Source organism: Mycoavidus sp. HKI (genome assembly GCF_020023735.2).
Lineage (GTDB): Bacteria > Pseudomonadota > Gammaproteobacteria > Burkholderiales > Burkholderiaceae > Mycoavidus.
The window spans coordinates 2,136,424-2,150,123 of record NZ_CP076444.2 but is presented as its reverse complement, the minus strand read 5'-3'; the positions used below and the strand labels follow the sequence as shown (position 1 = coordinate 2,150,123).

14 protein-coding genes are annotated in these 13,700 nt (G+C 50.5%); 7 read left to right on the top strand and 7 right to left on the bottom strand.

The genetic code is table 11. From position 1 onward, the window contains the following. The first annotated feature begins 54 nt into the window (after positions 1–54). Positions 55–696, top strand: a complete 642-nt coding sequence (locus KMZ15_RS08390) for a VTT domain-containing protein (RefSeq protein ID WP_223692582.1) — start codon at positions 55–57, stop codon at positions 694–696. Positions 697–700: 4 nt separating this feature from the next. Here the strand turns inward: KMZ15_RS08390 and KMZ15_RS08385 are convergent, their stop codons facing one another. Further along, positions 701–2,182, bottom strand: a complete 1,482-nt coding sequence (locus tag KMZ15_RS08385; RefSeq protein WP_223692580.1) for an N-acetylmuramoyl-L-alanine amidase — start codon at positions 2,180–2,182, stop codon at positions 701–703. Beyond that, complete coding sequence (locus KMZ15_RS08380; RefSeq protein ID WP_223692578.1) at positions 2,164–2,727, bottom strand: tRNA (adenosine(37)-N6)-threonylcarbamoyltransferase complex ATPase subunit type 1 TsaE; 564 nt, start codon at positions 2,725–2,727, stop codon at positions 2,164–2,166. The genes KMZ15_RS08385 and KMZ15_RS08380 overlap by 19 nt, the downstream gene beginning before the upstream one ends. Before the next feature lie 15 nt (positions 2,728–2,742). On the opposite strand from KMZ15_RS08380, the gene queG reads away from it, so the two are divergent. Next, positions 2,743–4,035, top strand: a complete 1,293-nt coding sequence (queG, locus tag KMZ15_RS08375; RefSeq protein WP_223692577.1) for a tRNA epoxyqueuosine(34) reductase QueG — start codon at positions 2,743–2,745, stop codon at positions 4,033–4,035. Positions 4,036–4,041: 6 nt separating this feature from the next. Here queG and KMZ15_RS08370 read toward each other — a convergent pair whose 3' ends face one another. Next, a complete protein-coding gene (locus tag KMZ15_RS08370; RefSeq protein ID WP_223692576.1) occupies positions 4,042–4,431 on the bottom strand; it encodes a CCDC90 family protein in 390 nt (129 codons plus the stop codon). Positions 4,432–5,041: 610 nt separating this feature from the next. Here KMZ15_RS08370 and KMZ15_RS08365 point away from each other — a divergent pair. The 3 genes from KMZ15_RS08365 (at position 5,042) to ppa (ending at position 7,230) form a co-directional block, all read left to right on the top strand. After that, positions 5,042–5,524 (top strand): methylated-DNA--[protein]-cysteine S-methyltransferase, encoded by a 483-nt coding sequence (locus tag KMZ15_RS08365; RefSeq protein ID WP_223692575.1) that lies wholly within the window; start codon positions 5,042–5,044, stop codon positions 5,522–5,524. Positions 5,525–5,650: 126 nt separating this feature from the next. Next, a complete protein-coding gene (gene xerD / locus KMZ15_RS08360; protein ID WP_223692574.1) occupies positions 5,651–6,586 on the top strand; it encodes a site-specific tyrosine recombinase XerD in 936 nt (311 codons plus the stop codon). Positions 6,587–6,702: 116 nt separating this feature from the next. Then, the gene (gene ppa / locus KMZ15_RS08355; RefSeq protein WP_223692573.1) at positions 6,703–7,230 is read left to right on the top strand and encodes an inorganic diphosphatase; all 528 of its coding nucleotides are present in this window, start codon (positions 6,703–6,705) and stop codon (positions 7,228–7,230) included. Here ppa and KMZ15_RS08350 read toward each other — a convergent pair. Beyond that, a complete protein-coding gene (locus tag KMZ15_RS08350) occupies positions 7,199–8,857 on the bottom strand; it encodes a class I adenylate-forming enzyme family protein (RefSeq protein WP_223692572.1) in 1,659 nt (552 codons plus the stop codon). The genes ppa and KMZ15_RS08350 overlap by 32 nt on opposite strands. Before the next feature lie 158 nt (positions 8,858–9,015). Between KMZ15_RS08350 and plsY the strand changes: the two genes are divergently transcribed. Beyond that, positions 9,016–9,651 carry a glycerol-3-phosphate 1-O-acyltransferase PlsY gene (gene plsY, locus KMZ15_RS08345; protein ID WP_223692571.1) on the top strand — a complete coding sequence of 212 codons (636 nt, stop codon included), beginning with the start codon at positions 9,016–9,018 and terminating at the stop codon, positions 9,649–9,651. Between the two features lie 26 nt (positions 9,652–9,677). On the opposite strand, the gene KMZ15_RS08340 is transcribed toward plsY, so the two are convergent. Beyond that, positions 9,678–10,163, bottom strand: coding sequence for a YajQ family cyclic di-GMP-binding protein (locus KMZ15_RS08340; protein WP_223692570.1), 486 nt, complete (start codon positions 10,161–10,163; stop codon positions 9,678–9,680). A 179-nt stretch (positions 10,164–10,342) separates the two neighbouring features. Between KMZ15_RS08340 and murB the strand changes: the two genes are divergently transcribed. Beyond that, the gene (gene murB, locus KMZ15_RS08335) at positions 10,343–11,368 is read left to right on the top strand and encodes a UDP-N-acetylmuramate dehydrogenase (protein WP_223692568.1); all 1,026 of its coding nucleotides are present in this window, start codon (positions 10,343–10,345) and stop codon (positions 11,366–11,368) included. Positions 11,369–11,374: 6 nt separating this feature from the next. Here the strand turns inward: murB and KMZ15_RS08330 are convergent, their stop codons facing one another. Beyond that, entirely contained in the window at positions 11,375–12,601 is a 1,227-nt protein-coding gene (locus tag KMZ15_RS08330; RefSeq protein WP_223692558.1) for an argininosuccinate synthase, read from the bottom strand. A gap of 18 nt (positions 12,602–12,619) precedes the next feature. Next, entirely contained in the window at positions 12,620–13,549 is a 930-nt protein-coding gene (gene argF / locus KMZ15_RS08325; protein WP_223692555.1) for an ornithine carbamoyltransferase, read from the bottom strand. Positions 13,550–13,700 lie beyond the last annotated feature (151 nt).

Genomic DNA, 13,700 nt, shown 5'->3' with positions numbered 1-13,700 from the left:
TATCCCGCTTTAACTCCGGTATGATTGCTTATTTTAGGACGTCAGGAGAAATCGTTGGAAACCGTATTGCATTTTGCCGGAATGTTGCTCCATATCGATCGTTTTTTGGGAATTTTTATCCAGCAATACGGTGCATGGATCTATGTTGTGCTGTTTTTGATTGTGTTTTGCGAAACCGGTTTGGTGGTTTTTCCATTTTTGCCGGGCGATTCTTTGCTTTTTGTCGGTGGGGCATTTTGCGCGATGGGTGCGATGTCGCTGCCGGTTTTAATTGCGTTGCTGTTGATTGCCGCCATACTGGGCAACACGCTTAATTACCGGATCGGTCGTTATCTCGGACCCAAGGTATTTGAGTCGGACTGGCGTTGGCTCGATCGCGCAGCGCTGCTGAAAACTCAACATTTCTACCAACGGCATGGTGGTAAGACCATTGTCTTGGCGCGTTTTCTTCCCGTTGTGCGGACCTTTGCGCCGTTTGTGGCGGGCATCTCTGAAATGCGTGCCGCCCGCTTTCAATGGTTCAATATATCTGGTGCGTTGCTATGGGTGTTAAGCCTGGTGCTGGCGGGTTACTTCTTCGGTAATTTGCCATTTGTTAAGCAATACTTGAATGTGATTGTGTTGGTGGGCGTGGCAACAGCAGCGGTGCCGGTGTTAGTCGGCGGGCTTTGGCAATGGGTGCGGCGCAAGTCTTGAGCGCTTAAAGCATCTTGTTTTTGGCGAGTGGTGGATTGGCTGCAAAATAACGCTTAATGCCGCTTAAAATCGCCTTTGCCATTTGCTCGCGATAGGCGGGGCTATTCAGTTTAGCCTCTTCTTCCGGGTTACTGATAAAAGCGGTTTCCACCAGCACTGACGGGATATCTGGCGCTTTTAACACAGCAAAGCTGGCTTGTTCGACAGCACGCTTATGGAGTTTATTAATCCGTCCGATTTCATTCAGTACATAATTGCCATAGCGCATGCTGTCGTTAATTTGTGCCGTGGTCGACATATCCAGCAGCGCGTGCGATATCGTTTTATCTTGCGTTTTAATATTCACGCCGCCGATCAAATCGGAGGCGTTTTCTTTATTGGCAATCCATTTTGCAGTGGTGCTTGAGGCGCCATGATTGGAGAGCGCAAAGACAGATGACCCGTGTGCCTTTGGGGTGATGAAGGCATCTGCGTGAATTGAGATAAATAAATCTGCTTCAACCCGGCGCGCTTTTTGCACACGGACATGCAGAGGCACAAAATGATCATCGTCGCGCGTCATCATCGCGCGCATATTCGGCAAGGCATCAATTTTTGTCCGTAGCCGGCGTGCAATATCGAGCACAACATGTTTTTCGTAAGTGCCTTTTTTGCCGATCGCGCCAGGATCTTCGCCGCCATGACCCGGGTCAATGGCAATCGTTAGCAGGCGCACGGTGTGCGCTTTAGTAGGTGCAGGTTTACTCAGGCCGTATACATCATCGCTGGCATGCACGGAGGGTGCTCGAGCGGTCGTACTGGTGGCGTCCGATGTTTTGGTCTGCGCGCGTTGATCTAAAGCCTCTGCGGGAGCGGAGTCTGCTTTTGCAAAGCGCTCAAAAAAAGCGTCGCTTGGATCGATGATAGAGGGAGGTTGTGGTCCGCTGAGGGCTGGTGGGGTATTGTGTGCGTTTACCATGGCCTTGGCTTCGGTCTTGGCCAGTAAATCAAGCAGTGGATCGGGGGGGACGGCTGGATATAAATCGAATACCAGCCGATGGCGATAGGTGCTAATGGGCGGTAGGGTGAATACTTGGGGCTTAGCAGCGTCTTTCAGATCAAGTACCAGCCGCACAACATTGGGGGCAAATTGACCTACGCGGACCTGTCGAATTTGTGGGTCATTAGGCGTAATTTTTGCAACTAACTCTTTGAGGGTTGCATCCAGTTCAAGGCCTTTGAAATCAACCACAATCCGGTCGGGCTCTTTTAACAGGTGAGAAGTGTAAGTAAGCGGTTGATCAGACTCAATGGTTAAACGAGTGTAATCTCGCGCAGGCCAGACGCGGACCGCAAGAATGGATGCGGCTTGTGCATATTTTGGCAATAGGCCTAGCACTAATATAGAAGCGCCTGCACGCAGGAGTTGCCGCCGCCGCCAAATAGGGGGCGTGCTAGCAGTGGATTCGAGTGAACGAAAAGGTTTGATTAACATCGAGCGAGGCATTCTTGTCCAGTTTGGCTAAAAGCGCGTACCAGCAGGCGCCGCCCAGCGCCGGCGAGGTCAAGTGTAAACTCAAGATCGGGCATACCCAGTAAACTTCCTGCTTGTTGTGGCCATTCGATTAGATAAAGCGCGCGCAGATTGAAATATTCCCGAAACCCTGCATCAGCCCATTCGGTCGGATCGGTAAAACGGTAGAGATCAAAATGGACAATATTAAGAGGTAAATTAAAGCCTGAATTAAGTGTTTGAGTTGCACCCGACGACACTAGTTTGGCAACTTCAAGCATGTAAGGTTCAACTAGCGTGTAAGTTGGGCTGCGCACTCGGCCAGTATAACCAAGTGCGCGCAAGGTAGCACGCACGAGCGCGGTTTTGCCCATGCCGAGTTCACCATAGAGGTGTACCTGTAGCCCTGGGAAATCTGTGGTGTACAGTGTCATCAGCGCGTGCGCGAAACTTTTGCCAAATCTCTCCGTGGCTGCCTCATCGGGCAGTTCAAATAGGCGCTCAAGCAAAGGTTCAGTTTTAGCTGAGGTAGCACGCATAGATACAATTTTCAGATGAATGCAAATTTAAATAATTTACCAGACAAAACCAATCAGGTCGTCGCCGCCATCAGTCCCCAACTTGAAACCGGCGCGCTTACTGAGCTTACGCAACGCATCAGAGTCTGGGCGCGTGAACTGGGCTTTAACGGATTGGGTATTGCTGATACCGATTTATCCGCAGCTGAGCCGGGTTTTTTAGCCTGGTTGACAGCAGGTTTTCACGGCGAAATGGATTATATGGCGAAACATCCCTCTCGGCGCATACAACCCGCTGAGTTGGTCGCAGGTACGGTGCGAGTGATTTCTGTGCGCATGGCTTATTTGCCAGCGCAGGCTGCGCTCAATCATCAACCGGAGTTAGCCCACCAACAACCGACCGATAAAAGCCTGGCAAGTGCTACAGCAGGGCCGGGTCCAGTACCAGCGGACTGGCGCGCGATCGAACATGCCCGGCTGGCCGATCCTACGCAGGCGGTTATTTCGATCTATGCACGTGGCCGAGATTATCATAAAGTGATGCGAAAACGGCTGCAAAAGCTAACGGATCGGATTATGGCTGAAATTGGCCCCTTTGGTTACCGAGTATTTACAGATTCTGCCCCGGTATTTGAAGTCGCGCTGGCGCAAAAAGCGGGCCTCGGCTGGCGTGGTAAGCATACTTTATTATTACAGCGCGATGAAGGGTCATTATTTTTTCTGGGGGAAATTTATATCGATTTGCCCTTGCCGGTTGACCTGCCGCCACCAGAGCCGCCGAACATAGCAGATTCAAGCGGCCATCAACAGACAGAGAATGGTGCGTATTGCGGTCGTTGTACGCGGTGCATTGATGTCTGTCCAACGGGCGCAATTGTTGCGCCTTATCGGCTTGATGCGCGTCTTTGTATTTCTTATCTGACGATTGAATTAAAAGGCAGTATTCCAGAACCTCTACGGCCCTTATTGGGTAATCGCGTGTATGGCTGCGATGACTGCCAATTAGTTTGCCCATGGAATAAATTTGCTAGCCCAAGCAGCGTGGGTGATTTTGACGTGCGCAATAAATTAGACCAGGCGTCATTAATTGAACTTTTTAACTGGAGTGAGTCTGAATTTGAGATGCGGCTTGCCGGCAGTGCCATACGCAGAATTGGGCATCAACGCTGGCTACGCAATCTGGCTGTTGGTTTGGGCAATGCCCGGCGTGCGGCTTGGGCGGCAGGCCGTCATTTGGAACATAGACAATTGACCGAGGCGCTGCAACAGCGTGTGCAGGATTCGTCGGTTTTGGTGCGCGAGCATGTGCAGTGGGCGTTAGGCCAGTGAAAAAGGCTAAAAAAGCTTATTGAGTGCCGAGGCTGCGCTGATTATAGCGGCAGTTATAAGGCCGTGTTTGATGGTTAAATTAAGCCCGAATTTTTCCAATGTAGAGTCAAAGCGTTCGGCCATTAAATCCATGTCTTTGCGTAGTGTTTCATGCTTGGTATCCATATCTTTACGCAGGGATTCCATGTCTTTACGTAGCACATCATGCTTAACATCTCCGTCTTTACGCAGCCCATTAATCTCACGCTGTAAATCTTCTTTAGTTGCGAGTTCTCGCAAATTATTATCGAAGATTTCGGCGAGTATTTCAGCTCCAGCTTCTGCTTGAGCAGGTGAAGCGCCGATGCCTATGAGGCGTTTCACCAATTTTAGCGTATCGAAAGCGGTGACAAACATTGCGAGCTCCCTCAGTTCTTTAACGTTTAAGACTTGTGCCATTTTCTGTTCTATCCAATAGGGTGTAGCAAACTAACCTTTGTTAACCTATGTAAGATAATTATAAACCATTTGAGAAGGATTACAAGCGATTTTTTAGAGATTTTGAACGGTGATAGATAATTCCAAGAAAATGACTCCAGGCCAATTGTCTCGACAACGTCGAGACAATTTCGATATCAGGAAACGCTTCGACAAAATACAACATATGGCATTTTTGGCTGCTATGCGCAAATTGCCTCAACCAACCATATTTCTCCTATATGAGTTAATTGTAAATTATTGGGGAGGGATTGCAAGCGATTTTTAGAAAGTTTAGACGGTGAGTAAATGAGTGCAAGGTAGGGAGGAAACCGACAATAATTCTAAGCTTTTCTTCTTAGGGCAATCATTCGTGTCAATATGAGAGCACCACGCTTTCTTAGGAAAAATGCCGGAGCAGTGGATTTGCGTTAGATTCTCTGCCACGGTGCGATGAGTTTTGCTAAGCTTCTTTATATAGAAGTGCGCTTTACGTCTTATCGGTGCGTTGGGTGACACAGTTTGTGCACTAAAAGGAGCGGTTAAAGTGATGCATGCAATCTCTACGTTTAATGCCGTGTTTGCTACGCCATTTGGCAAAGTGGGTATCCGCACAGAGGCAAATGCAATATTTGAAATTGTGTATTTGCCCATCACGGCCCAGGAAATACCACCCAATAATGCGCTTGCGCGGCGAGCAGTACGCCAAATCGAACGCTATCTTAAACAGCCTAGTGCTGCCTTTGATCTGCCGCTTGCCGAAGTGGGCAGCGTTTTCCAGCGCCGTGTATGGCAAGCGATTAGTGAAATTGCGCCGGGGACCGTGATGACTTATGGGCAGCTCGCGCGTGCCATTGGCAGTGCGCCGCGCGCGGTCGGGCAGGCTTGTGGCTCCAATTATTTTCCATTAGTGATTCCTTGCCACCGGGTGGTTGGCTCAACTGGCATCGGTGGCTTTGCGCATCATGGTGGCGATGGCTATTTCCGTACCGTGAAACGCTGGCTGCTGGCGCATGAAGGTGTTCATTATTGATTCAACCGAGCCGATTCTAAATAGCTTTATTTTATGACCGTGTATGACTTAGTTAGTGACCTAAATGTGCGACAAACCGCCCATTTATGGCAAGGATGAAGCGCCCGTGATGACGATTAAATAGCGATGAACTCAGAGATCAAACCGCTGCCAGCCGACTCAATGGTTTTGAGCGCTAGTTTGGCTGCAATCGATACGTTTTGCGATGTTTTATGGCTTGAATATGGGCTGGCCAAGAATACGCTGGAGGCGTATCGGCGTGACCTACGGCTGTTTGCGGAGTGGCTGGCTGAGCATGAGGCAACCATGCTTGATCAAACTAGCGAGGCCCAGTTAAGTGCTTATATCGCTGCGCGCAGGGCAGATAAAGCGAGTTCTGCCAATCGGCGGCTCTCGGTCTTTCGACGCTATTGTGCTTGGGCTTTGCGCGAGCGCCGGCTGATGCTTGATCCTACCTTGAAAATCCGCATGGCCAAACAGCCCATGCGTTTTCCCTCGACTTTATCTGAGGCTCAAGTTGAAGCGCTGCTAGCGGCGCCGGATTTGACCACGCCGTTGGGTTTACGCGATAGAACCATGCTTGAGTTGATGTATGCAAGCGGTTTGCGCGTCTCTGAACTGGTTGGGCTCAAGACGGTAGACGTTAGTCTGAACGATGGGGTTGTGCGGGTCTTAGGCAAAGGCTCGAAAGAGCGGTTGGTGCCGTTTGGCGCAGAAGCGCAAGGCTGGATTGAGCACTATCTGCGCGCGGCGCGGCCCGTGCTATTGCAGGCCCGACCTGCTGCTGATGCGCTGTTTATTACTGTGCGCGGCGCGGGTATGACGCGTCAGCAGTTTTGGCACATCATTAAACACTATACGCATCTATCCGGGATTCATGCGCCATTGTCTCCCCATACATTGCGACACGCTTTTGCGACTCATTTGCTCAATCATGGTGCGGATTTGCGGGTTGTGCAACTGTTGCTGGGTCACGCCGATATTTCAACGACGCAGATTTACACGCATGTTGCACGTGAACGGTTGAGCGTGCTGCATGCATTGCATCATCCGCGCGGCTAACCTATGTCTGGCTGATGGGTTAATGGCTATAATTCAGTTTTTCGCGAGCCAATAGTTAAACGCATTGCAGTTGTCAGTTCTTTCTGCAATTTCTTCAATATTAAACAGGAAAATTCATGAGCTTCAATCACATTCCCGCCGGTAAAGACTTACCCACTGATTTCAATGTCATTATCGAAATTCCAGCGCAAAGCGAGCCGGTGAAATATGAGGCCGACAAAGAGTTCGGCTTGCTGGTGGTTGACCGTTTTATCGGCACGGGGATGCGTTATCCAGCGAATTATGGCTTTATTCCGCAAACGCTCTCAGGTGATGGCGACCCGGTTGATGTGCTGGTGCTGACGCCTTTTCCTTTATTGGCGGGTTCGCTGGTCCGCGCCCGTGCGCTTGGCATGTTAAGAATGACGGACGAGTCGGGGGTGGATGCAAAATTAATTGCGGTCCCCGCCGATAAGGTTTGTCCAATGACCGCAGACCTTAAAACCATTGAAGATGTCCCGGCTTATTTAAAAGATCAAATTAAGCATTTTTTCGAGCACTATAAAGCGCTGGAAAAAGGCAAATGGGTCAAAGTGGAAGGCTGGCAAGGCTTGGATGCAGCGCACCGTGAAATTAGCGAAGGGGTGGCGAACTATCGTCAGTAAACAGCTGATGCAATGTACGCTTCAAGATCTTCCCTGTGGCGGCCGTGGGTAATGCTTTAAGCAGGCGGATTTCAGCCGGTTGCTTATACGGCGCCAGGCGCGCAGCGCACCAACTGGCGAAGGTTTGCGGCGTTGCGCAGATACCTGGTTTAAGCTCAATAAAGGCGATGATTTCTTCATCGCCTGATAGCGGGCGCCCAATCACTGCTGAATGCATGACATCTGGGTGACTATTTAAAACCTGTTCAATCTCAGCCGGATAAATATTAAAGCCGGAACGGATGATTAATTCTTTGCAGCGGCCGATGATATGTAATGCGTTGCTGGCATCCTGGCGGGCTAGATCGCCGGTTTTGAGCCAACCGTCAACCACCGCGGCCTGGGTTGCAATCGCATCACGGTAATAGCCAAGCATGACATTGGGGCCTCGTACCCATAATTCACCGACTTTACCCTGTTCGAGGATGGCCCCGTCGGCCGCGACAATCCGCACTTGCAGGCCTGGAATGGGTGGGCCAACTGAAGTATCGGCCGGCGAGGCATTCAGTCTGGTTTGTGCAATCGTTGGACTGCTTTCGGTCATGCCATAGCCGTTATGTAGCGGCATAGCGTAGAGCGCTTCAGCGCGCCTCTTAAGAGTGGCATCAAGTGGCGAGCCGCCTGAATAAACAAAGCGTAGCTGTGGCGTATGCCAGTGCTCGGGATGCGCCTGTGCATATTCGATGAGTTTGGCGTGCATGGTTGGCACCCCTTGCAAAATCGTGATGCCCTCATGCGCTAGCGCATGGCAAACGGCTTCAGGCGAGAAGCGGGGGGCGAGCCGCAATGCTGCGCCGGCGAATAATGTGCCGAGACAGACAGAGGCAAGTCCATACACATGCGAGACAGGTAGCACGGCATAGACGATGTCATTAGCCGTAACGTGACGGAGCGTACTAGAGACTGCCGCAATAAAAAGTAAGTTGTGGTGCGACAGCATCACCCCTTTCGGGGTACCTGTTGTACCTGTCGTGTAGAGGAGTGCGGCGCACTGTTGCGAACAATCTGTAGTGGGGTTTCCTGCACTAGGCGCCGGGTCATGCGGTGTGAGCGAAGGGTTCAGGCCAAGAGGGCTGGCAGCGGCCTTTGAAAAAGCCAGTGCGCCAATGTCAAACGCTACACAGGAGGCGTTCCACGCGTGGTCGCGTTTAGCATGCTGTTGGGCCGAGGGAGAGGCCTCAGTCGTGTATACCGTCAGACACGGCTTCGCGTGAGCACGGATCTGCTCAATCTCAGCGCTGGTTAGCCTTGCATTAACGAGCAGTGGCCAGGCGTTGAGTCGGGTGGTCGCGAATATCAGTACAATCAACGCGATACAGTTTTCATTGATAATCATGACCCGATCGTTTGCCTGCACGCCCGCTAGGCGAAGTTGCTGCGCCATTGCATTGATGGCGTCACGCAAGTCCGCATAGCTCAGGCGGCGAGTATTTTCGATGAGTGCCGGCGCTGCCGGATGATGCTGCGCGATACGCTCAGGCAGCTCATCAATCCGCTGAGGCAAACTGGCGAGCAGAGCTTGGATTGACTCAGTCTCATCAAAGTCGCTTGGCGAGGCATTTATGATAGGGTTATGCGCGCGCTGCATGAGGTGTGTAGTACTGGAGCATAAGTTGGCTGGATCAACCTCTAATGAGGCATTCCTAATAGTTTAGCAAATCGGTGCGGATGGCTTCGGTACAATAGTGTCCAATTCTATCCGAAGTTAATTCCGGTTGATTTCCCCTTTTTTTAAAAAGCAGATTTATGATTTATCTACTTATCGCGGTTTTGGCTTATTTGATCGGTTCAATCTCTTTTGCCGTGGTCGTGAGTGCGGCCATGAAGTTGCAAGATCCACGCAGTTATGGCTCGAAAAACCCTGGGGCGACCAATGTACTGCGCAGTGGCAATACACTGGCCGCGGTGCTCACTTTAATTGGCGATGCATTTAAAGGTTGGTTGGCAGTCTGGCTGACGGCGAGGTTTGTCCATTATTTCGGCGGCCAATACGGCGTGGGTAATGAGGCGATTGGATTAGCCGTCATGGCCGTATTTATGGGTCATGTGTTACCGATATTTTTCCGCTTTAAAGGGGGCAAAGGGGTCGCAACGGCGGCTGGCGTGTTATTTGCTATCCATCCTATTCTCGGCCTGGCAACGGCTGCGAGTTGGTTGATAATGGCGTTTTTCTTCCGCTATTCGTCGCTCGCCGCGCTAGTCGCTGCCGTCTTTGCCCCGCTGTATGAAGTATTTATGTTTGGCTTTGATACCAGGTCAGTGGCCGTGCTGGCAATGAGCCTGCTGTTAATTTACCGCCATCGCTCAAATATAAAAAATCTATTAGCCGGTAAGGAAGGCCAGATTGCAATCAGAAATAACTCTAACGAAAAGCGGCCTTAATCAAGCAGAGCGTCTAAAGGGCGGGCTTAATCCCGGAAATTATTAAAGTCGAGGGGCGTATCTTTGATTTCGTCGCGCAACATCGCCATGACTGCCTGTAAGTCGTCTCGTTTATTGCCAGAGATGCGTACGGCGTCGCCTTGAATGCTCGCTTGTGTTTTGAGTTTACTGTCCTTCACGAGTTTGACAATTTTTTTAGCCAGCTCACCTGACACGCCTTTTTTTACCGTGATAAGCTGCTTGATTTTGTCGCCACCGATTTTCTCGATCTTGCCGTAATCCAAAAAGCGCACATCGACTTGGCGTTTTGCCATTTTGGAAATTAAGATGTCTTTGAGTTGGCCGAGTTTAAAATCGTCATCTGCATAAGCGGTGAGTTCACCCTCTTTTTGCTCAATCCGCGCATCAGATCCTTTAAAATCGAAACGGGTGGAGGTTTCTTTGTTGGTTTGATCAACTGCATTTTTGACTTCAGTTAGGTTAGCTTCGCTAACGATATCGAATGTTGGCATGAATTTCTCCGGAAAAATACACAGGGGTTGTGGCGTTAGCCACGGCAGATAGATAAGCTCTTATAATCACTGCTTCGCAAAACGCGCGATAACGATGAAAAAATCTAACCTAGAATAACGCACTATTTTACCGAGGCTGGCTATTTTGCTCAAATCGCTTTTCTGTAGATTGAATAATTATGTCTGAATTGATGACCGATTACCCTTTGCAGGCGCACAACACGTTCGGCTTTAAGGCGCACGCGCGCTATGCGCTACGCATCGAAAATGAAGCCATGCTTAGAGCGGCGTTGGTTGATCCCCGCATCGCTGATTTGCCGCGTTTGGTGCTGGGTGGCGGCAGCAATATCGTGCTAACAGGCGATTTTGACGGGATTGTGTGGTTAATCAGCATGAAGGGTCGGCGCTTAGTACACGAGGATGAGCAGGCTTGGTTTGTGGAAGCAGGCGCCGGTGAGAGTTGGCATGAATTTGTGGCTTGGACGCTCGAACAAGGTTGGCCTGGCCTAGAAAATCTTGCGCTGATTCCTGGTCTAGTGGGGGCCGCGCCAGTGCAAAATATTGGCGCATATGGTCTGGAAATAGCTGAGCATTTTGCTACCTTGAGTGCGATTGAACTGTCGACGGGCAAAAGCGTTGTGTTTGATAAGGTTGATTGCGGGTTTGCTTATCGCGATAGTTTTTTCAAACAACAGGGACGCGGACGTTTTGTGATTGCCTCGGTGACGTTCCGTTTGCCGAAAAAATGGCGGCCGCGCTGTGATTATGCTGACCTTGCTCGACAATTCTCAGTCGCAGGTATGAATGGCGCTCAACCGACGCCGCGTGATATTTTTGAGGCAGTGGTGGCGATTCGCCGCGCTAAGCTCCCTAACCCGGCTGAGATTGGCAATGTAGGCAGCTTTTTTAAAAATCCAGCGGTCAGCGCTGAGGATTTTGATTTATTACTGGCGCGCGAAGCAGATATTGTGGCCTATCGCCAGCCCGACCGGCGCGTCAAGCTGGCCGCCGGCTGGCTGATTGAACAGTGCGGTTGGAAAGGGCGTGGGCTTGGGCCGGCAGCCGTTCATGCGCAGCATGCGTTAGTGCTGATCAATCAGGGTGGTGCACAAGGTCAAGACATACTTGAACTGGCGGGCGCAATTCAGCGTGATGTAGATGCACGGTTTGGCGTGCACCTTGAATTGGAACCCACCGTAATATAGTGTCTATTACGAGCGCCGGCGCCGTGCGTTTTCGGCAATTCTCATGCGTAGTGCATTGAGTTTAATAAAGCCGCCCGCATCGGCCTGATCATAAGCGCCGCCATCATCGTCAAAGGTGGCAATCGTCTGATCGAACAGCGTCTGCTTGGAGTCACGCGCCACCACGCTGGCACTTCCTTTATAGAGCTTAATGCGCACCCAGCCATTCACGTTTTGCTGGGTGTGATTGATCAGCACTTGCAATGCCTGGCGCTCAGGACTCCACCAATAACCGTTATAAATTAGGGCCGCATAACGGGCCATCAGATCATCTTTGAGGTGAGCGACTTCGCGATCAAGCGTGATGGATTCAATGCCGCGGTGTCCTTTTAACAAAATGGTGCCGCCCGGCGTTTCATAGCAGCCGCGTGATTTCATGCCAACATAGCGATTCTCGACTAGATCCAAACGGCCAACGCCATGCTCGCCGCCTATCCGGTTCAGCTCGGCCAGCATTTGGGCCGGCGTCAAGCGTTGACCATTCAATGCAATTGGGTCGCCCTGTTCATATTCAAGCTCCAGATAGCAGGGTTGCTCAGGCGCCTGCTCAGGCGCTATCGTCCAACGCCACATATCGGCTTCGGCCTGTGCTTTGGGGTCTTCAAGGTGACGGCCTTCATAAGAAATGTGCAGCAAATTGGCGTCCATTGAATACGGTGCGCCGCCTTGCTTGTGCTTCATTTCAATTGGAATACCCGCCTGCTGCGCATAGGTGAGAAGTTTTTCGCGCGACAGCAGATCCCATTCGCGCCAAGGCGCGATGACTTTAATATTGGGCTCAAGCGCATAATAGCCTAGCTCAAAGCGCACCTGATCATTGCCTTTGCCAGTAGCGCCATGAGAGACTGCTTGCGCCCCCGTTTGGCGAGCGATTTCAATTTGCCGTTTGGCAATCAGTGGGCGTGCAATTGAAGTACCTAGCAGGTACTCGCCTTCATACACGGTGTTGCAACGAAACATCGGAAACACAAAGTCGCGGACAAATTCCTCGCGCAGATCGTCGATAAAAATATTTTCGGGTTTAATGCCAAGCTGTATGGCTTTCTTACGCGCGGGCTCAAGTTCTTCACCTTGACCAATATCGGCGGTGAAGGTAATGACTTCGGCATCATAGTTGTCCTGCAGCCATTTAAGGATAACGGAAGTGTCAAGGCCGCCGGAATAGGCAAGTACAACTTTCGGGGGAGTGCTCATAATTTATCTTAAATATATTTAATGGCCGATACGGCCCAGTAAGAGGAATTCCATTAAAGCCTTTTGCACATGCAGGCGGTTTTCTGCTTCCTCCCAAACCACGCTTTGCGGCCCGTCAATCACTTCAGCCGTGACTTCTTCGCCGCGATGCGCAGGCAGGCAGTGCATAAAGAGTGCTTCTGGGTGCGCTTGCGCCATCATCTCTGTGTTTACGCACCACTGTGTAAATGCCTGTCGACGAGCTTCGTTTTCTGCCTCAAACCCCATACTGGTCCAAACATCCGTGGTCACCAGGTCAGCCCCTTCGCAGGCGGCAAACGGGTCATCGTATTCTTCGATCCAAGGCAAATTTTCTGCGCTCAGGCGTGCGCGTTCAAGCTGGTAACCAGGCGGGGCTGAAATACGCAGTTTAAAACCGAGAATTTGAGCCGCTTCAGCCCATGTGTAGGCCATATTATTGGCATCGCCAATCCATGCCACGGTTTTACCAGAGATCGATTCGCGCCGTTCGTAATAGGTAAAAATATCAGCCAGAACTTGGCAGGGGTGATATTCATTGGTTAGTCCATTAATCACAGGTACCCGCGAATGATCGGCAAACCGCTGCAAGATATCTTGGCCAAAAGTGCGGATCATGATGATATCGACCATCCGCGAAATGACCTGCGCGGCATCTTCAATCGGCTCGCCACGGCCCAGTTGCGTGTCTTTCGTGTTCATGAAGACTGCATGGCCACCTAACTGATGGATACCCGCTTCAAACGAAAGCCGGGTACGGGTCGAATTTTTTTCAAAAATCATCGCCAGCGTGCAGTCATGCAGTGGATGATAGGTTTCGTAGTTTTTGAACTTTTGCTTCAAATAGCGTGCGCGTTCAAACACGTATGTGTATTCATCAAGCGAAAAATCTTTAAATTGCAGGTAATGGCGAATTTTTTTTGAGTTCATAGAGCAAATACAACAACCTTATTAGCTGCTAGCGTGCGCTCGGCATAGCTGCTTTTTTGAATGAGTATGTTAAAGCATAAAGGATTTGCGAGCATTTGACGAGTCTTCGTTGCTTAAGACAATGATCGATGTAGCTTGCTTCTACGCTATA